At 71.3% G+C, this 18,796-nt stretch carries 14 protein-coding genes; 4 read left to right on the top strand and 10 right to left on the bottom strand.

Going from position 1 to position 18,796, the window contains the following annotated elements; genetic code table 11:
• Positions 1-2: 2 nt before the first annotated feature.
• The 5 genes from mraY to AB0M73_RS19610 all read right to left on the bottom strand — a co-directional run bounded on the left by mraY (position 3) and on the right by AB0M73_RS19610 (position 6,778).
• A complete protein-coding gene (mraY, locus tag AB0M73_RS19630) occupies positions 3-1,094 on the bottom strand; it encodes a phospho-N-acetylmuramoyl-pentapeptide-transferase (protein ID WP_043723076.1) in 1,092 nt (363 codons plus the stop codon).
• Positions 1,091-2,524 (bottom strand): UDP-N-acetylmuramoyl-tripeptide--D-alanyl-D-alanine ligase, encoded by a 1,434-nt coding sequence (gene murF, locus AB0M73_RS19625; protein WP_363892231.1) that lies wholly within the window; start codon positions 2,522-2,524, stop codon positions 1,091-1,093. Before murF ends, mraY begins: the two co-directional genes overlap by 4 nt.
• On the bottom strand, positions 2,521-4,044 hold the full coding sequence (locus AB0M73_RS19620) for a UDP-N-acetylmuramoyl-L-alanyl-D-glutamate--2,6-diaminopimelate ligase (RefSeq protein WP_363892229.1): 1,524 nt from the start codon (positions 4,042-4,044) through the stop codon (positions 2,521-2,523). The genes murF and AB0M73_RS19620 overlap by 4 nt, the downstream gene beginning before the upstream one ends.
• A gap of 452 nt (positions 4,045-4,496) precedes the next feature.
• Entirely contained in the window at positions 4,497-5,861 is a 1,365-nt protein-coding gene (locus tag AB0M73_RS19615; protein WP_363892227.1) for an FAD-binding oxidoreductase, read from the bottom strand.
• 116 nt (positions 5,862-5,977) lie between these two features.
• Positions 5,978-6,778, bottom strand: a complete 801-nt coding sequence (locus AB0M73_RS19610; RefSeq protein WP_363892225.1) for an MFS transporter — start codon at positions 6,776-6,778, stop codon at positions 5,978-5,980.
• 541 nt (positions 6,779-7,319) lie between these two features.
• On the opposite strand from AB0M73_RS19610, the gene AB0M73_RS19605 reads away from it, so the two are divergent.
• Positions 7,320-8,453 (top strand): Fic family protein, encoded by a 1,134-nt coding sequence (locus AB0M73_RS19605; protein ID WP_363892223.1) that lies wholly within the window; start codon positions 7,320-7,322, stop codon positions 8,451-8,453.
• An 80-nt stretch (positions 8,454-8,533) separates the two neighbouring features.
• On the opposite strand, the gene AB0M73_RS19600 is transcribed toward AB0M73_RS19605, so the two are convergent.
• From AB0M73_RS19600 to mraZ, 4 genes are all read right to left on the bottom strand, one after another.
• Entirely contained in the window at positions 8,534-10,480 is a 1,947-nt protein-coding gene (locus AB0M73_RS19600; protein WP_363892221.1) for a penicillin-binding protein 2, read from the bottom strand.
• Positions 10,481-11,095: a septum formation initiator gene (locus tag AB0M73_RS19595; RefSeq protein ID WP_157494975.1), complete on the bottom strand. Its 615-nt coding sequence runs from the start codon at positions 11,093-11,095 to the stop codon at positions 10,481-10,483.
• Positions 11,092-12,054: a 16S rRNA (cytosine(1402)-N(4))-methyltransferase RsmH gene (rsmH, locus tag AB0M73_RS19590; RefSeq protein WP_363892398.1), complete on the bottom strand. Its 963-nt coding sequence runs from the start codon at positions 12,052-12,054 to the stop codon at positions 11,092-11,094. The genes AB0M73_RS19595 and rsmH overlap by 4 nt, the downstream gene beginning before the upstream one ends.
• 197 nt (positions 12,055-12,251) lie before the next feature.
• Positions 12,252-12,683 (bottom strand): division/cell wall cluster transcriptional repressor MraZ, encoded by a 432-nt coding sequence (mraZ, locus tag AB0M73_RS19585; protein WP_043723071.1) that lies wholly within the window; start codon positions 12,681-12,683, stop codon positions 12,252-12,254.
• A gap of 461 nt (positions 12,684-13,144) precedes the next feature.
• Here mraZ and AB0M73_RS19580 point away from each other — a divergent pair, with 461 nt between their 5' ends.
• Genes AB0M73_RS19580 through AB0M73_RS19570 form a run of 3 tightly spaced genes read left to right on the top strand, consistent with a single transcriptional unit; the run spans position 13,145 to position 17,924 of the window.
• On the top strand, positions 13,145-14,179 hold the full coding sequence (locus tag AB0M73_RS19580; protein ID WP_363892218.1) for a MoxR family ATPase: 1,035 nt from the start codon (positions 13,145-13,147) through the stop codon (positions 14,177-14,179).
• A complete protein-coding gene (locus tag AB0M73_RS19575; protein ID WP_363892216.1) occupies positions 14,176-15,453 on the top strand; it encodes a DUF58 domain-containing protein in 1,278 nt (425 codons plus the stop codon). Before AB0M73_RS19580 ends, AB0M73_RS19575 begins: the two co-directional genes overlap by 4 nt.
• Positions 15,450-17,924 carry a DUF3488 and transglutaminase-like domain-containing protein gene (locus AB0M73_RS19570; RefSeq protein WP_363892214.1) on the top strand — a complete coding sequence of 825 codons (2,475 nt, stop codon included), beginning with the start codon at positions 15,450-15,452 and terminating at the stop codon, positions 17,922-17,924. Before AB0M73_RS19575 ends, AB0M73_RS19570 begins: the two co-directional genes overlap by 4 nt.
• On the opposite strand, the gene AB0M73_RS19565 is transcribed toward AB0M73_RS19570, so the two are convergent.
• A complete protein-coding gene (locus tag AB0M73_RS19565; protein WP_363892212.1) occupies positions 17,911-18,795 on the bottom strand; it encodes an alpha/beta hydrolase in 885 nt (294 codons plus the stop codon). The two genes, AB0M73_RS19570 and AB0M73_RS19565, sit on opposite strands and share 14 nt — an antisense overlap.
• Position 18,796 lies beyond the last annotated feature (1 nt).

The raw sequence follows: 18,796 nt of genomic DNA, 5'->3' as shown, positions 1-18,796 counted from the left end.
CGTCAGCCACTCAGGCTCAGCCAGTCGCTGTAGAACAGGCCCAGGCCGAACATGCAGCAGATCCCGGCGAGCAGCCAGAACCTGATGATGACCGTGGTTTCCGCCCAGCCCGCGAGCTCGAAGTGGTGGTGGAACGGGGCCATTCGGAACAGGCGGCGCCTGGTCGTGCGGAACACCGCGATCTGGCTGCTCACCGAGACCACCTCGACCACGAACAGGCCGCCGATGATGATCATGAGCAGCTCGGTGCGGGTGACCATGGACAGGCCGGCCACCAGGCCGCCCAGGGCCAGCGAGCCGGTGTCGCCCATGAAGATCTTGGCCGGGGCCGCGTTCCACCACAGGAAGCCGATGCAGCCGGCCATCGCCGAGGCGGCCACCAGGGCCACGTCCAGCGGGTCGCGCACGATGTAGCAGCCCAGCGAGGACACCGTCGCGCAGTTCCAGCGGAACTGCCAGAACGAGATGATCACGTACGAGCCGAGCACCATCGCCGTCGAGCCGCCGGCCAGGCCGTCCAGGCCGTCGGTCAGGTTGACCGCGTTGGACCAGGCGCTGACCACGCCGTAGCAGAAGACGATGAAGCCGATCGTGCCGAACGAGATCACCGAGATGTCGCGCACGAACGACAGGTTCACCGAGGCCGGCGAGATGCCGTCCCGGTTGGCGAACTGGATGGCCAGCAGCGCGAACGTGATGGTGGCGACGAACTGGCCGACCAGCTTGGCCGTCGCGTTCAGGCCCAGGTTGCGCTGCTTGCGGATCTTGATGAAGTCGTCGAGGAAGCCGACCAGGCCCAGCGCCGAGGTCAGGAACAGGATCAGCAGGCCGGTGATGCTGATCGGCACGTCGGCCTGGCTGGAGCTGCGGGCCATGTAGCTGTACAGGTGGGAGACCAGGTAGCCGGCCCACATCGCGACCAGGATGGCGACGCCGCCCATGGTGGGCGTGCCGCGCTTCTTCTGGTGGCTCTCGGGCCCCTCCTCGCGGATCTCCTGGCCGAAGCCCTGCCGGGAGAACACCCGGATCAGGTACGGCGTGAGCAGGATGGACACGACCAGCGCGACGGCCGCCGCGACCAGGATGTTCTTCATGTGTTGAGCAGCTCCTCGGCGACCCGCCACAGGGCCTCGGAATTGGACGCCTTGACCAGCACGACGTCACCGGGTTGCAGTTCGTCACGCAGCAGCGCCACGGCCGCGTCGGCGTCCGGCACGAGCACGGACTCCTGACCCCATGAGCCTTCCAGATGCGCGCCCTGGTGCATCGGCCGGGCCGCGTCGCCGACCACGACCAGCCGGCTGACGTCCAGCCGCACGGCCAGCCGCCCGATCTCGTCGTGCGCGCTCACATGGGTGTCGCCCAGTTCGGCCATGGTGCCCAGGACGGCCCACGACCGGCGGCCGCCGGCCCGCGCCATCGAGGCCAGGCTCTTCAGCGCGGCCCGCACCGACTCCGGGTTGGCGTTGTAGGCGTCGTTGACGACCGTGACTCCGTCCGCCCTGGTTGTGACGTCCATGCGCCGGGCCGACACGCTGCGGGCCTGCGACAGGGCTTCCAGCGCCTGCTCCAGGGTCGCGCCCAGCTCTATCGCCACCGCGACGGCCGAGAGCGCGTTGCCGACCTGGTGCTCGCCGTGCACGCCGAGCGTCACCGGCACGCCGTTGACCTTGAAGCCGGCCCGGGCCTGCTCGTCCAGCTCGATGTCGGTCGCCCTGAGCTCGGCGGTTGAGTCCTCGCCGACCAGAACCACACGGGCCTTGGTGCGGCTGGCCATGCCCGCCACCAGCGGGTCGTCGGCGTTGAGCACCGCGACGCCGTCCTCGGACAGCGCCTCGACCAGCTCGCCCTTGGCCTGGGCGATGCCCTCGCGGGAGCCGAACTCCCCGAGGTGAGCGCTCCCGACGTTGAGCACGACGCCGATGCGCGGCGGGGCCACCTGGCACAGGTGCGCGATGTGGCCGGGGCCGCGGGCGGACAGCTCCAGCACCAGGTGCCGGGTGTTCTCGTCGGCCCGCAGGACCGTCCACGGGTGGCCGAGCTCGTTGTTGAAGGAGCCGGGCGGCGCGACCGTGGGCCCCATCGGGGCCAGCACCTGGGCGATCAGGTCCTTGGTCGAGGTCTTGCCGGACGAGCCGGTGACCCCGACGATCTTCAGGTTCGGCAGCCGGTCGACGACCGCGCGGGCCAGCTTGGCCAGCGCGGCCAGCACCGCGGCGCCGGAGCCGTCGGTGTCGCCGGCGAGCACGTAGGCGCGGCCGGAACCACCGGGGACCGGCGGGCAGATCACCGAGGGCGCGTCGATCTCCCTGGCCGCCAGCACGCCGACGGCGCCCTGGTCGACGGCGGTCTTGGCGAAGTCGTGGCCGTCGACCCGCTCGCCCGGGAAGGCGACGAACAAGGCGCCCGGGCCGATCTCGCGTGAGTCGAACTCGACGGAGCCGGTGACGATCTCGTCGCCCGTGCAGTTGTGCAGGCGGCCGCCGACGGCGTCGGCGATCTCGCGCAGGGTCAGTTCGATCACCGGGCGGCCTCGCCGATGGCCGCCGTCAGCTCGTCCCGATCGGAGAACGGGTGGATCACTCCTGCGACCTCCTGGCCGGTCTCGTGTCCCTTGCCGGCGACGACCACGACGTCGCCGGTGTGGGCGTGCCCCACGGCGTACCGGATGGCCTCCCGTCGGTCGGCGATCTCCACCACCGTGTCACGTCGGTCGGCCGGCACGCCCGCGAGCATCTGCGCCCTGATGTCAGACGCCTGTTCGCTGCGGGGGTTGTCGTCTGTGACGATCGTCAGGTCCGCGCGGACCGCCGCCGCCTCGCCCATCAGCGGGCGCTTGGCCGCGTCGCGGTCGCCGCCGCAGCCCAGCACCACGATGACGCGGCCGTCGGCGCGGGCCCGCACCGCGTCCAGCGCCAGGGCCACCGCCGCCGGCTTGTGCGAGTAGTCCACGACCGCTGTGAAGTCCTGGCCGAGGTCGACCCGTTCCATCCGGCCCGGCACCTGCACCTTGGCCAGTCCGGCCACGATGGCCTTCTCGTCGACGCCGACGGCGTCCAGCATCGCGATCGCGGTCAGCGCGTTGGCCACGTTGTACGAGCCGGCCAGCAGGATCTCCACCGCCAGCTTGCGGCCGTGGCCGTGGGCGTAGAAGGTCTGCGAGCCGCTGCGGGCGACCACGATGTCGCTGGCCGTCCACGTCGCCTCGTGCGCCGTCGACACGGTGATGGTGGCGGGCTTGATCAGCCGCTCGCCCCACGGCGTGTCCGTGCAGACCACCTCGACGTCGGCGCGGCCGTCGAACAGCTTCGCCTTCGTGCGGAAGTAGTCCTCCATGTCCGGGTGGAAGTCCAGGTGGTCCTGCGAGAGGTTGGTGAAGGCCCCCGCCGCGTAGTGCGTGCCGCCCACCCGGCCCAGGGCCAGGGCGTGGCTGGAGACCTCCATCGGCACGTGCGTGACGCCCTGCTCCAGCATCACCGCGAACAGGGCCTGGAGGTCCGGCGCCTCCGGCGTCGTCAGCGCGCTCTCGATCCGGCGGCCCGCGATGCGCATCTCCACGCCGCCCACCAGGCCCGTGCGCAGGCCCGCGGCCGCCAGGCCCGCCTCCAGCATGAAGGTCGTCGTCGTCTTACCCGACGTGCCCGTGACGCCCAGGACCTTCAGCCTTTGCGACGGGTTGCCGTACACCTCCGCCGCCGCCGCGCCGAGCACCACTCGGGGGTCGTCGTGGACCAGCACCGGGACGTCCTTGAGGGACTCTCGCTCCGCCCCCGCCGCGTCCGTCAGCACCGCCACCGCGCCCGCGCGCAGCGCCTCGTGCGCGAAGTCCGCACCGTGCGCCCTCGATCCAGGCAGCGCCGCGAACAGGTCCCCTCTTTGCACATGCTGCGCGCGCAGCGTCACACCCGTGACGGGCTTCGCGGCGTCGGCACGCTCCAGCCGCGCGCCGATCGACGCCGCCAACCGCTCGGGCGCGGTCGGCTCGATCTTGGACGGGCGTGGCGGGGCGGTCGCGACCTTGCCCGGTAGTGAGTTGGCAGGCACGCGCGGAAGGCTACTGTGTTTGTTGGCCCCGCCTTCGGCAGGGCGGGATCGGCCGCTCGTGACCGGTGCCTTCCCTGGCCGGATTTAACCCGCCGCATCAGCTCGGGTGGTCGGTTGCGTCGGGTGGCGGCGGGTGAAATCCGGCTACGGTCCAGGCACCGGCGCGGCCTCGCGACTCCACAGCGGACCGCACCACTCCTCGCCCAAGCCCCGAATCGTGGTTTGGAAGGGACCATTCCTCCACTCGGAGTGTGGGAATGGTCCCTTCACACCACCCCGCCCGCCAGCACAGGAAAGCGCTCGGCCCCGCCGGTGCTTCGCACGGTTGGCGGATTTCGATCGGCCGCCACCCAACGCGACCACCCACCCACGCCGACGCGGCCGATCGAAATCCGGCAAGGGCGAGGCACCGGTCACGATGGGCCGAGCCGCGACGCCGAAGGCGGCGCCATTCAGCACGGTTTGATGTTGCCGTTGTGGTGGAAGACGTTGTCGGGGTCGTAGGCGGCCTTGATGCGGGAGAGACGGTCGTACTTGGCGGGGCCGTAGGTGACGCGGACGCGGTCCTGCTCGTAGTCGGCCATGAAGTTCACGTAGCCGCCGGTGTTGCTGGCGTACGGCAGCAGCCGCTCCCAGGTGGACCGAACCCAGGCGCGGTCGAGTGGGAGGAGCTCGGGCACGGGGCAGATGGCGGTGAGGCCGACGACGAAGGAGGTGCGGCGGGGGCCGCCGAAGGCGGTGGCGTGGTCGGGAACCTCGGCGTAGGCGCCGCCGACGAGGGCGATGGGCGTGGCGGACAGGGGAGAAGCCTTGGCGGGCAAGGTGTTCACCAGCACGTCGATGAGCCCGTCGCTGAGGTCGTCGGAGTAGATGGCCTTCTCGTAGGCGAAGTTGCCGCGGAAGCCGATGCCGTCGAGCATCTTCTGCAACTCGGTGTACGGCAAGGGAGACACCATCTCGAACAGCGGCGGCAGTGCGTCGCGGACGCGCTGGGAGAGGGCGGCGAAGGCCTCGGTGCCGTCGAAGCCGGCCAGGATGAGGGCGTAGCCGACCTTGCCCTGGTGCTCCTCGGGCACGAAGGGAGCGGGCGGGGCGGTCATGCCGACGACCATGAGCCCGGTGGTGCCGAGCGTGGGCGCGAGCTCGCGGGCCAGGCGCAGGGCGTCGGCACCACGGTCGAGCTCCCAGAAGTACAGACCGGCGTCGACGAGCGGGCCGACGGGGTGCAGTTGGTACTCGAACTCGGTGACGACTCCGAAGTTGCCGCCGCCGCCCCGCAAGGCCCAGAACAGGTCTGGGTGCGAGTCGGCGGAGGCGCGGACGACCCGGCCGTCGGCCAGCACGACCTCGGCGGAGATCAGGTTGTCCACGGCGAGGCCGTGCTTTGCCGTCAGCCAGCCGAATCCGCCGCCGAGGGTGAGGCCGCCGATGCCGGTGTCGCTGTAGGTGCCGGCCGGCACGGCGAGGCCATGGGCCTGGGTTGCGGCGTCGAGGTTGGCGTTGGTGGCCCCGCCGCCGACCCGCGCGGTGCGGGCCTCGGGATCGACGTGGACGGTCCGCAGACCGCTCAGGTCGATCATCACGGCGTCGTCGGCGACCGCGGCGCCGCCCATGTTGTGGCCGCCGCCGCGGACCGTGACGTCAAGGCCGTTGGATCGGGCGTAGGCGAGGCAGGCGGCCACGTCGGCGGGCCCGGTGACCTGGGCGATCACCGCGGGCTTGCGGTCGATCTCCCCGTTCCACACACGGCGTGCGTCGTCGTAGCCCGGGTCGCCGGGGACCAGCTGCGGGCACGGTGCGTCGATGACTGGCGGCATGACGGACATCATGCGGCTGAACCGTCACCGCCGCGTCACGCGTAGCAACGGGGGACGATTTCCCAGCGGCAGAAGGGAATTCCATCGTGTCCGACGATGCCAACAACTGGTGAGAGCTAGGGACGGCGGCGGCGAGCCTGGTACCAGGTCAGGCCCGCCGCCGCCGCGACCAGTGTGCCGGTGATGCCGGCACCGGACAACACCGTCGGCGCGCCGAACTCCTCCGCGCACACGCCCGCGAGCAGCAGGCCGGTGCCCTGGGCGGTGCGCAGCGCCGTCACGGCGAGCCCGAATGCCTGGCCACGGCCGTGATCGGGCACCGACTGGACAAAGGCCGACCGGGCCACCATGTGGTACGCGGAGCCGATACCGGACACGACCAGAAGGGCAACCATCACCGGTACGGACGGGCGAAAGGCGCTCAGCGCCAACGGGAAGCAGGCCGCCATGGCCAGCGGCCCGATCAGTTTCAGGCGGCGGCCGGGCAGCAGCCGGCTGATCGCCCACATGCCCAGGATCGTGCCCGCCGGGCCGGCGGCCAGCAGCAGCCCGACGCCCCCCTCCGAGCCCGTCACGTCCATCGAGTACGGGACCGCCAGCGCCTCGATCGTCACGTAGAAACCGGCGACGCAGGCCAGCAGCACCAGGGCCCGCAGCTTCGGCGTCGTCCACACCGTCACCGCTCCCGTGACCAGCGACGGCCACCACGGCTGAACCGGATCTCGCACGGTCGGGAACGCCGGCACCGGGCGGTCGTGCACGCCGAGCCGCACGATCACCGCCGACACCAGGAACGTAGCCGCGTCGATTTGGAGGCCGCGGTCCGCGCCGAGGCCCACGATCACCAGGCCGCCGACCGCGAAGCCCAGCACCTGCGCCAGCTGGTCCACCATGTCCGCCGCGCCCGTGCCCAGCACGTAGCGGTCGCCCGTGAGGATCGAGGCCGAGCGTCGCCGCCCGCGCCGCGCTGAGCGGCGCCCCCAGCGCGTGCACGCCCACCAGCAGCCCGCACACCAGCGTCAGCGGCACCCCCGGCAAGGCCATGAGCGCCACCAGCACCGCGCGGGCCAGGTCCGTTGCCACCATCACCGTGCGCCGCGGGTATCGGTCGGCGATGCCCGCCAGCAGCGGCCCCGCGAACAGGTCCGGCAGGTACGTCAGGGCGTAGGCCAGCGCCGTCAGTCCGGGCGACTGGGTGCGGTTGAACACCAGCACCGACAGCCCCACCCGCGCGAACTGGTCCCCGACCACCGACAGCAGCTGGGCCGCGAACACCGCACGGAACTCCCGGAGGACGAACACGTCCGAATACCGCGCCGACTGTTGCTCGCAGACCATCCGCACCTCCCCAAGCCCGGCATCCCTTCGTACCTGACGCCCCGTCAAGGAGCCGACGCCTGTCACCCGATGAGCCCAGACGTCGGGCCTGCAATGCTACGTCTTTGGTAGCATCAAGGCATGCTCATCGCGACACCCCAACTCGACGCTGATGACCTGCGCGTGCTCGAAGAGATCGAGGAATACCGCCAGAAGCTGCGCTTTCAGGTACGAGAGCACCGCAAGTGGGAGGGGCAGCTCCGGCGCAGCCTCGTCGCCAACGCCATTCAGGGCTCCAACTCCATCGAGGGCATCCACGTCAGCTCGGAGAACGCCGCCGCGCTGGTCGAGCGCCAGGACATGTCGGCCGATGTGGACGACCAGACCCGGCGTGCGGTGGAGGGCTACTGCGACGCGCTCACCTGGGTGCAGCAGTCGGTCGAGATGAAGAACTTCAGCTACCACGAGATGATGCTGAGCACGCTGCACTTCATGATCCAGAAGTACGAGCTGCGCGAATGGCCCGGCCGCTATCGCGAGGGCAACATCTGGGTCACCGGGCGCGACCCGCTGACCCCTGCCTACACCGGCCCCGACCCCGACCTGGTTCCCGGGCTGATGGCCGAGATGGTCGACTGGCTGAACAACGGCGACCTGGAGTCACCGGCGCTGGTGCGAGCCTCGATGGCCCACCTCAACCTGGTGAGCATCCACCCCTGGCGGGACGGCAACGGCCGAATGTCCCGCTGCCTGCACACGCTCGTGCTGGCGCAGGACAAGGTGTTGGCCCCGGAGTTCTCCTCGATCGAGGAGTGGCTCGGCGATCCTCTCAATACCCAGGACTACTACCGCGCCCTGCAAACCACGCGCCCGACCTGGGAGCCCCAGGTCGCCGACGCGCATCAGTGGATGCGGTTCTGCCTCCGAGCCCACCACCAGCAGGCGCAATCGGTGCAGCGGCGGGTCGACCGCGCCTCGATGCTGTGGAGCGCGCTGGAAGCCGTCGTCGTGGAACACGAGCTCGACGAGCGCATGGTGTCGGCGTTGTATGCCGCAGCCGTCGGCGAGCTGCGCCGCGCCACCTACGCGAAGGACGAGAGCCTGACCCGCGACCAGTCCGTTCGGGACCTCCAACGGATGCGGCAGCATGGCCTCGTCCGATCCATCGGCCATGCCCGCACCCAGCGCTATGTGGCCGACGGCGAGCTCGCCGAGATCAACATGGCGGTCATGGACCAACTCCGCCGCCCGCTCGACGAGCCGTACGGCAGCTGACCGGGCGTCCTGGTGTCACATGCGCTTCCTCTGTGGCACCAGGACGCAAGTGGGAAGCGCACGTGGCACGAAAGGAGCGGTTACGGCAGCTGAAGCTGGACGACGGGGGCGGCGGTGGGGGACATCGGGATCTGGAAGTGCTGGACCAGGTAGGTGCCGAACTGGTGGAACAGGGGGGCCGCCGAAGAGCCGAGCTGGGTGCCGTACTTGGGCTTGTCGAGCATGATGCCGACGACCAGGCGGGGGTTGTCGGCGGGTAGGATGCCGGCGAAGGTGATCCAGTACTTGGTCTGGCTGTAGTTGCCGCCCAGCGCCGGGTCGGGCTGCTGGGCGGTGCCGGTCTTGCCGGACAGCTGGTAGCCGGCGATGGCGGCGGGGTAGCCGGTGCCGTTCTGCAGGGAGTCCTTGGGGTCCTTCTGCATGACGGCCCGCATCATGTCGCGCACGGTCCTGGCGGTCTGGGGGCTGACGACGGGCACGGGATCGGGCCGGGGCTCGTTGACCACGGTGCCGTCGGGCTTGGTGACGGACTTGATGATCCGGGGCGGCATGCGCACGCCGTCGTTGGCGATGGCCTGGTACATGCCGGCCATCTGCAGCAGGGTCATGGACAGGCCCTGGCCGATGGGCAGGTTGGCGAAGGTGGAGCCGGACCAGGTGCTGCGCGGCGGCACCGTGCCGGCGCTCTCGCCGGGCAGGCCGATGCCGGTCTTCTGGCCGAGCCCGAACTTGGTCAGCAGGTCGACGAAGCGGTCGGGGCCGATCTTCTGCGCGACCTCGAGGGTGCCGATGTTGGAGGACTTGCCGATCACGCCGGCAAAGCTCATCTGCACCTGGCCGTGCCCCCACGCGTCGGTGACGGTGCGGTCGGCCATCTTGAACGACGGCGCCACGTCCACGACGGAGTCGGGCTGCTCGATGCCGTACTCGATGGCCCCGGCGGCGGTGACGATCTTGTTCACCGACCCCGGCTCGTACGGCGTGCTGACGGCGGCGTTGCCGAGCTGGTCCAGCTTGTAGTCGCCGTAGTTGTTGGGGTTGAAGCCGTCGGTGACGGCCAGCGCGTAGACCTCGCCGGTCTTGGAGTCCATCACGACCATGGACCCGTCGGCGGCGCCGCTGGCGGTCTTGTAGGCGTCCAGCATCTTCTGGGCCTGGTACTGCACGTCGGCGTCCAGGGTGAGCTGCACGTTGGAGCCGGGCACGGCCGGCGTGCTGTCCCGCACGGTGCCGGGCAGCTCCAGGCTGTCGTTGCCGTTGGCGGTGTCGACGGTGGTGGTGCCGTTGACGCCCTTGAGGGTGTCGTCGTACGAGTTCTCCAGCCCGATCAGGCCCTGCGGCGTCTTGGCGTCCTCACGCCAGTTGGCGTAGCCGATGATGTTGGACGCCACGGTGCCGTCCGGGTACACCCGCTGCTGCCGCGCGGCCGGGGCGATGGACGCGTAGCGCTTGGTGATGGCGCCGGCCTTGACCGGGTCGGCGTCGCGGACCAGCAGCTGGTACGTGGTGCTGTCGTCCCGGATCTTGGTCAGCATGTCGGCGGCCTTGGCCTGGTCGCCGAGCTGCTGGTGGAAGAAGTCGGCCATGCCCTGGGTGTACTGCTCGTACGTGTCGCCGAGGCCCAGCGCCTTGAAGTCGGCGGTGTGCGTGGCCCAGTCGCTCTTCAGTTCCCTGGGGTTGATCGCCAGCGACCGGGTCTCCACGCTGAACGCCAGCTGGGTGCCGTTGCGGTCGAGGATCTGGCCGCGCAGCGCCTGCTGCACGGTCAGGGTGGCCCGCTGCCGCTCGGCCTTGGCCGACAGCTCGTCGGCCTGCACGCCCTGCACCTGCACCAGCCGCACGGCGGCGATCACCAGCACCGCGACCATGAGGATCCGGCTGAGCACGATCCGCCGGGGGTGGTTGCCGACGCCGGCGGCGGCCCCGCGGCTGGACTTGCGGGTCGCCGGGCGCGGTGCGGGCCCGCCACGGGCGACGGGACGCGGCCGGGTGGCCGGACGTCCGCCGGCGGTGCGGTTGGCGGGCATCTAGTGGCCTCCCCCTGAGGCTGGCGGCTGACTGGTCCCCGAGGTGGCCTGACCCGAGGGCGGCGGCGAGGACGTGGAGGACGAGGGCGGCGGCGTGGTGGTCGTGGTGGCGGCCACGGCGCTGCCGGTGACGCTGACCGAGCCGTCCTGGTTGACCTTGATCCGGGCCGGGTCCGGGGCCGGCACCATGCCGAGCTTGCGGGCCTCGTCGTAGAGCACCTCGGGCGACTCGCCCTTGGCCACGTCGGCCTTGAGCTGCTCGACGCGGCTGGTCAGGTCGGTGGTCTTCTTCTTGGCGTCCTCGAGGCGGTAGGAGTCGGAGACCGCCGAGATGGACAGGAACAGGGTGGCCAGCACGCCGGCCGCCAGCAGGGCCATCACCAGCAGCACGAACGGTGTGCGCGGGGCCAGCTTGGGCAGCCCGGACGGCGACAGCCGCAGCCAGCGCTTCTTGCGGCTGGCCTTGCGGGCGTAGGCGCGCTGGGCGGCGGTGGTCCGGCCGCGGGTGGCCCTGGTCCCGGGCTGCTCCGGCTCGCGCTCGATCTTGCGCTCGCTGCTGCGGCGCGCGGTGCGGGTGCGGGGCGCCGGCGCGCCCACCCGTGCGGGTGCGCTCATGACGCCCTCCGGATCCGTTCCGCGGCACGCAGCCGCACGGACGCCGACCGTGGGTTGTCGGCGATCTCCTGCTCGCCGGCCATCTCCGCGCCGCGGGTGACCAGCTTCAGCTCCGGGCTGTGCCCGGGCAGCTCCACCGGCAGGTCCAGCGGGCTGGTGGACACGGACAGGTCCGTCAGCGCCCGCTTGACCAGCCGGTCCTCCAGCGAGTGGTACGACTCGACGACGATGCGGCCGCCGACGGCCAGGGCCGACAGCGCGGCCGGCACGGCGCGGCGCAGCACCTCCAGCTCGCCGTTGACCTCGATGCGCAGGGCCTGGAAGGTGCGCTTGGCCGGGTGCCCGCCGGTGCGCTTGCTGGCCGCCGGCATGACGTCGTGCAGCAGCTGCACCAGCCGCGGGCTGGTGGTGAACGGCTCCTTGTCGCGCTCGGCGATGATCGCCTTGGCGATCTTGCCGGCGAACTTCTCCTCGCCGTACTCGCGCAGGATGCGGGCCAGGTCGGGGAAGGCGTAGCTGTTGAGGATGTCGGCGGCGGTGTGGCCCGTGGTCGGGTCCATCCGCATGTCGAGCGGGGCGTCCTTGGAGTAGGCGAAACCGCGCTCGGCCACGTCCAGCTGGAGCGAGGAGACGCCGAGGTCGAACAGAACACCGTTCACTTCAGCCACGCCAAGCTGAACCAACACCGTCGGCAACTCGTCGTAGACGGCATGCACGTATCGCACCCGGTCGCCGAACTCGGCCAGGCGTCGCCCGGCCAGGGCGAGGGCCTCGGGGTCGCGGTCCAACCCGATCACGGTGAGTTCCGGGTAGGCGGACAGCAGGGCGTGCGAGTGGCCGCCGAGTCCGAGCGTGCAGTCCACCATCACGGCGGGCTTGCCGGACAACGCGGGGGCGAACAGCTCCACGATGCGGTCGAGCAGGACGGGCACGTGCTTCGCCCTCGGCTGGTCGGACATGTCGGTCACGGCCAACCCCCTTCCACACGCGGTTGCCGCTCACTCCCCTCTCTCAGGTCGGTGGCCGGGTCGAACCGGAATCGGATGCAGTCAGGTCCCCGCCCGCCCGTCGAACCTGGCGCCGGGGAAGGTGCGCCAGGGCCGATAGCCGAGCGGACCGAGGCCAAACGGCACCCGGGTCGGTCATGACCCATTTCTCAGAACAGTCCGGGGAGAACCTCCTCCCGGGCCTGCGCGTAGTCGTCCTCGTGCTCGTCCAGGTAGCGCTGCCAGGCCTGCGCGTCCCAGATCTCCAGGCGGGTGATCGCGCCGATCACCACGCAGTCCTTGGCCAGTCCGGCGTAGCGGCGCAGTTCGGGGACGATGGAGACGCGCCCCTGGCTGTCGGGCCGCTGTTCGTCGGTGCCCGCGAACAGGTAGCGCTGGTATGCCCGGACCGCCTCATTGGTCAGGGGAGCCTCCGCCACCTTGCGGGCCATCTGCTCGAACTCCGCGCGTGGGAACACGTAGAGGCAGTGGTCCTGGCCCTTGGTGACCATGAGACCCCCTGCGAGCGCGTCCCGAAACTTCGCCGGCAGCGTCAGCCGGCCCTTGTCGTCCAGCTTGGGGGTGTGCGTGCCGAGGAACATCTCACGCCCACCTCCAACCCGAACCAGGACCCCGGACAGGGACCGGACCGGCGATGGGACCCCCGTTCGCCCCACCGGCCGCCACACTACCCCACTTTCCGCCACAGTCAACGGCGACAGGCCCGGCCGGATTCGTTTTTCTCGACGGTTTCCGCAGGTAGAAGCGGTGGGGGCAGGAGTGGGGCGGGATGGGGCTCACTCCACCCGGCGACACCTCCGTGATCGTCCGGGGAGCCCTCCGAGGGCCCTTCGGACACGAGGGCAGGGCGCGGCGGGTGGTCCGGGTGGGGCAAGGTGGGGAAGGCCGAGCAAAGCCGCCCGAAGAGGAATGCGCGGATTCCTTGGGGCACTTCGCCGCGATTTGACACACTGCTGAGAACGCTGACGCCACGCGAGCACATCGCGGTGGCCTTTGGAGGGCGAAGTTGACGTCGAGTACCCCGCCTACCACCCAGGCCGGTGTGCCTGAGCAGTCGTCGACGCTCGGCCGGCTGCACGACACCGTGCAGCGGATCGCGGCCAACGTCGAGCACGTGCTGGTGGGCAAGCCCGAGGTGGTGCGGATCGCGCTGGTCACCCTGCTGGCCGAGGGTCACCTGCTCGTGGAGGACGTGCCGGGCGTCGGCAAGACGTCGCTGGCCAAGGCGCTGGCCCGCTCCATCGACTGCACGGTCAGCCGCGTGCAGTTCACGCCGGACCTGCTGCCCAGCGACATCACCGGCGTCTCGATCTTCAACCGCAACACCAGCGACTTCGAGTTCCGGCCGGGCCCGGTGTTCGCCAACATCGTGGTCGGCGACGAGATCAACCGCGCCTCCCCCAAGACCCAGTCGGCCCTGCTGGAGTGCATGGAGGAGCACCAGGTCACCGTCGACGGGCACACCTACCCGCTCGGCTCCCCCTTCATGGTCATCGCCACCCAGAACCCGATCGAGATGGAGGGCACCTACGCCCTCCCGGAGGCGCAGCGGGACCGCTTCACCTGCCGCGTCTCGATCGGCTACCCGGACCCGCAGGCCGAGCTGGCCATGGTCGACGAGCACGCCGGCCGCGACCCGCTGGCGGACCTCCAGCCCGTCTCGGACGCCGAGCAGATCAAGCAGCTGGTGGCCACGGTCCGCGGCGTGCACCTGTCCCCGGAGATCAAGCGCTACGCCGTCGAGCTGGTCTCGGCCACGCGGCGTCTGCCGGAGCTGCGGCTGGGCGCCTCGCCGCGGTCCACGCTGCACCTGGTGCGCGCGGCGCGGGCGCAGGCGGCGTTGGCCGGCCGCGAGTTCGTGGTGCCGGACGACGTGCACGCGGTCGCGGTGCCGGTGTTGGCCCACCGCCTCGTGCTGACGGCCGAGGCGCTGGCCGCGCGGCGCTCCCCCGCCGACCTGATCCGCAGCGTGCTCCAGCGCGTGGTGATCCCGCACGGCGGCGCCAACGGCCAACAAGCCTCCCAACCGATGGCCACGCCCAACGGCCGGTGGTTCGGGACTCGGCAAGGGCGTTGATGAAGGTGCTCTCCGGACTGACGACCCGCGGACGCTGCCTGATGGCGGCGGGACTGGCGGCGGGCGTCTGCTCCCTGGTGCTCAACGAACGTGACCTGCTGCGCATCGCGGTGTTCGTGGTGGCGCTGCCCGTGCTGGCCGCGATCCTCACCGCGCGCTCACGGGTCGGCCTGTCGGCCACGCGAACCGTGGTGCCGGACCGTGTGCCGGTCGGCTCCACCGCGGAGGTCCGCATCGACATCCGCAGCGACGGTCGGCTGCCCACCGGCGGCCTCCTGTTGGAGGACGGCGTCCCGTACGCGCTCGGCGCGCGGCCTCGCTTCGTGCTGGAGCGCCTGCCACGGCACCACCAGGTGCCGCTGCGCTACCAACTGCGGCCCGTCCTGCGCGGCGTCCAGCACGTGGGCCCGCTGCTGGGCCGCATCACCGACCCGTTCGGCATGGCGGAGTTCGACCGTGAGCTGGCCGGCAACACCCGCCTGGTCGTCGTGCCGCGCGTGCATCAGCTGACCGGGCTGCCCAGTGGCGCCGGCCTCGGCGCGGGCGAGGAGGGCGCGGTGCGGCTGCGCTCGGGGCAGGGCGAGGACGACGCCGTGGTGCGGCAGTACCGGCACGGCGACGACCTGCGCAAGGTGCACTGGCGGTCCTCCGCCCGCCGCGACGAGCTCATGGTGCGGCTGGAGGAGAAGCCGTGGCGCGGCGGCACGACCGTGCTGCTCGACCACCGCTCCGCGGCGCACCGCGGCACCGGCCCCACCAGCAGCCTGGAGTGGGCCATCTCCCTGACCGCCAGCGTCTGTCTGCACCTGCACCGCCAAGGGCACCAGGTGCGGCTGGTCACCGAGGACGGCAAAGTGCTCGCCGGCGGGTACGCCGACGCCGGGCACAGCGACGTGGTGGTGCTGGACGCCCTGGCGTCGCTGCACTCGTCGCACCAGCGGGACCTGGTGTGCGGCGGCGACCCCGGCAACGGGCAGGAGCTGATCGCGATTCTCGGCGCCGCCAATCCGGTGGCCGCCACCGAGCTGATGCGGCACCGGCCGCGCGTCACGCGCAGCCTCGCCGTGTTGCTGGACGTGACGACGTGGGCGCCGGGCGCCGACACCACGACGGCCACCGAGCTGGCCGACGCGACGCGGCTGCTGCGCGGCTCGGGGTGGGGCGTGGTGATCGCCAAGCCGGACATGCCGATGGGCGTGGTGTGGTCGGAGCTGTGCCGTGCCGGCACCCGCGGCGGCACGCTCACCGTCGGCGAAGGGGGAGTCTCCTCATGACGATGGCGGACGTGCAACCGCCGCGGCCCACCAACCGGCCGCCGCAGCCGCCGCCGGCCGACCCGGTGTGGACGCTGCCGATGACGCCGATCGCCGCCGGCTTCGCCGTGCTGGCCGCGGCCACGGCGCTGTCCGGGGTCGTGCAGGGCACCCTGTGGCTGTTCTACCTGCTGATCGCCGTCGGCCTGATCGTCGGCACCGGCATGCTGCTGCGCTCGCTGCGGCTGTCCCCGCCGCTGGTGGCGCTGGGCGAGCTGTTCGCGCTGCTGTGCCTGGTGACGATGTCGTTCAGCACCAACGGGATCCTGCTGATCCTGCCCGGCCCGACGGCGCTGCGCGACCTGGCCGATGTGCTGGGCCAGTCGGTGACGGCGGTGCAGACCGAGGTGCCGCCGGTGCCGGCCGAGGCGCCGATCCTGTGCCTGATCGTGATCGCGATCGGCCTGGTCGCGGTGGTCGTGGACATGCTCACCGTGGAGGCCAAGGCGCCGGCCGCGTCCGGGCTGGTGCTGCTGTGCGTGTACGCGGTGCCGGCGTCTCTGGCCGACGAGATGCTGCCGTGGTGGAGCTTCGTGATGGGCGCGGCCGCCTTCGCCACGCTGCTCGCGGTCGACGGCCGGGCCAAGCACAAGGCCTGGCGGGGACGCCGGACCGGCCTGCCCGGCTACTCGCAGGGCGCGCCCAGCCACGAGGCCAGCAGCGTGGTGATCATCTCGGTGGTGCTGGCGCTGATCATCGGCTCCACCTTCACGGTCGTCGGCACCGTCGGGCGGCTGCCCGGCGGGGGCGGTGGCGGCGTGGCCGGCGGGCCGTTCGGGCTCAAGCCGTACACGAAGCTGGAGGGCCTGCTGACCGGCCAGGTCAACGTGGAGTTCTTCCGCGTCACCGGCCTGAAGTCGGAGGAGTACCTGCGGCTGGTCACCCTGGACAAGTTCGTGGACAGCGAGGGCTGGCAGGTCGGCGCCCAGATCACCGGCGGCGACCCGCTCGGCCAGCACGTGCTGGACACCAAGCCGATCGGCGACGGCAAGGTCAGCACCATCACCATCCAGCCCAACCAGTTCCAGGAGCAGTGGGCCCCGGTGTTCGGCCAACCGGTGTCGGTCAGCGGCCTGGGCTCGGAGTGGCGCTGGGACCCGACCGCCGACACCGTGTGGGCGCCGGGCACGCAGCAGTACGGCAGCTACGTGGAGCACGCGCAGCTGGCCTCGCCCACCGCCGAGCAGCTGCGGGCCGAGGGCGTGGTCGACGAGTCCAAAGTGGACGCTCGCTACCGGCAGCCGGCCCAGGTGGACGCCAAGGTCAAGAGCCTGATCAACCAGGTCACCGGCGGGCAGGCCTCGACGTTCGACAAGGTGCGGGCGCTGACCCGGTACCTCAACAGCGGCGAGAACGGCTTCAAGTACAGCCTGGACGCGACGCCGCAGGACCCCAAGGCGCCCAAGCTGGACGACTTCCTGTTCAACACCCGGCGGGGGTTCTGCGAGCAGTACGCGTCCGCGCTGGCCGCGATGACCCGCTCGATGGGCATCCCGACCCGGGTGGCGATCGGCTTCACGCCGGGTGTGCCGTACAACGGCGACCCCAACGTCCGCACGATCACCGGCGGCGACGCGCACGCCTGGGTCGAGGTCAACTTCCCGGACTACGGCTGGACCCGGTTCGACCCGACGCCGGCCGAGCCGCGGGTGATCCCGCCGCCGTACATGAACGACAACTCCACGGCCGGCAGCGACGACACCCAGCCCAGCAACACCGGCTCGTCCGGCCCGACCAGCAGCGCCGCGGTCAAGCCGCCGTCGGACACCTCGGCCGCCCCGGTGAACACCCAGGCCGACGCCTCGACCTCGATCTTCAACCCGAGCGCGCCGCCGCTGTGGCTGACCATCGCGCTGCTCCTGCTGGCGATCGTGTTGACCGCGCTGCTCCTGCTGACCATCGGCGGCGCGGCGGCGCGGTTGGTGCTGCCGCGCTGGCTGCTGCCCAGGTGGCTGGTGGTGTCGGCGGTCATCGGCTGGGCGGTTGTCCTGCTGCTCCTGACGTCCTACCTGTCGTGGTGGCTCACGGGCCTCGTGCTGGTGCTCATGGCCGTCGCCGCGCCGTCGGCGATCCGGGCGTGGCGACGGCGACGGCGGCTGCACCAGATCGCCGCGCTGGGGGCCGAGGCGGCCAACGCCGCATGGGCCGAGGTGCTGGCGGAGTCGGTGGACCGGGGCACTGTCGTGCCGCCGACCGAGACCGTCCGGGCCGCGGGCCGGCGGCTGGCCCGTGATCACGAGTTGGACGAGCCCGGCCGGGAGGCGCTGCGTCAGGTCATCACGGCCGTCGAGGGCTCGTGGTACGGCGGCCGTGAGACCGCCGATCCGGCGCTGGTGTCGGCCGTGGCCGAGCTGCGGGCCAGCATGCACCGGACCGCGCCGCTGGCGTTCACGGCCCGGGTGCTGCCCCGCTCGGTGGTCAACCGGCGCTGACGTGGTGGATGTGGTCGGAGATGAGCGTGGCCAGCTCCGACCACAGCTGCCTGGGCACGTTGTGCCCCATGCCGTCGAGGATCGCCAGCTTCGCGCCGGGGACGGCCGCGGCGGTGGCCTTGCCGCCGCTGACGTCGCACATGCGGTCGGCGTTGCCGTGGATCACGAGGGTCGGCGTCTTGAGGCTGTGCAGCCGGGGCGTGAGGTCGCCGGCCGCCACAGTGGCCACATCATGGCGCATCATCGCCAGCGGGTCGTAGCCGCGGTCGAAGTGCCGCCCCGCCCGCTCGGCGACCTTGTCTTCGTCCTGCGGGAAGGCCGGTGAGCCGAAGACCGGCAGCGCGCGCAGGTACCAGCCGATGTAGTTCTGGCGCTCGCCGTTGGGCTGCGGCCGCATCTCCGCGAAGACCTTGGGATCGGCCTGGCCGACGGCCCGGTCGCCGGTGCTGGACATCATCGACGTCAGCGAGCGCACCCGGTTCGGGTGCTCGATGGCCGTGAGCTGGGCGATGAAGCCGCCCATCGAGGCCCCGACCAGATGGGCGCTGTCGATGCCCAGCGCGTCGAGCAGGCCCACCGTGTCGTCGACCATGTCCTTGAGCGTGTAGGCGGCGCCGGTGAAGTCGCCCTCCAGCGCCGCCATCACCGCCTCCGGCGAGCCGCCCTCGAAGTGCGTCGAGCGGCCCGCGTCCCGGTTGTCGAACCGGATCACGTGCAGGCCGTGATCGGTCAGCCCCTCGCAGAAGCCCTCGGGCCAGCCGATCATCTGGGCGTTGGCCCCCATGATCAGCAGCACCGGCGGGTCGTCCGGATCGCCGAACCGCTCGTAGCAGAGCCGGATCCGGCCGCTGTCGGCGAACTGCTCGCTCATG

Origin of the sequence: Kutzneria sp. NPDC051319 (assembly GCF_040682195.1) — a bacterium.
In the GTDB taxonomy this organism is placed as follows: domain Bacteria; phylum Actinomycetota; class Actinomycetes; order Mycobacteriales; family Pseudonocardiaceae; genus Kutzneria.
The sequence above is the reverse complement of the archived record's forward strand: the minus strand, read 5'-3'. Positions and strand labels throughout refer to the sequence as shown.

Coding starts and splice junctions, on each gene's coding strand:
- mraZ (WP_043723071.1), bottom strand. CDS start 12,683: ATGTTCCTCGGCACGCACACCCCCAAGCTGGACGACAAGGGCCGGCTG.
- AB0M73_RS19565 (WP_363892212.1), bottom strand. CDS start 18,795: ATGAGCGAGCAGTTCGCCGACAGCGGCCGGATCCGGCTCTGCTACGAG.
- AB0M73_RS19570 (WP_363892214.1), top strand. CDS start 15,450: ATGACGATGGCGGACGTGCAACCGCCGCGGCCCACCAACCGGCCGCCG.
- AB0M73_RS19595 (WP_157494975.1), bottom strand. CDS start 11,095: ATGAGCGCACCCGCACGGGTGGGCGCGCCGGCGCCCCGCACCCGCACC.
- AB0M73_RS19615 (WP_363892227.1), bottom strand. CDS start 5,861: ATGCCGCCAGTCATCGACGCACCGTGCCCGCAGCTGGTCCCCGGCGAC.
- AB0M73_RS19605 (WP_363892223.1), top strand. CDS start 7,320: ATGCTCATCGCGACACCCCAACTCGACGCTGATGACCTGCGCGTGCTC.
- mraY (WP_043723076.1), bottom strand. CDS start 1,094: ATGAAGAACATCCTGGTCGCGGCGGCCGTCGCGCTGGTCGTGTCCATC.
- AB0M73_RS19600 (WP_363892221.1), bottom strand. CDS start 10,480: ATGCCCGCCAACCGCACCGCCGGCGGACGTCCGGCCACCCGGCCGCGT.
- rsmH (WP_363892398.1), bottom strand. CDS start 12,054: ATGTCCGACCAGCCGAGGGCGAAGCACGTGCCCGTCCTGCTCGACCGC.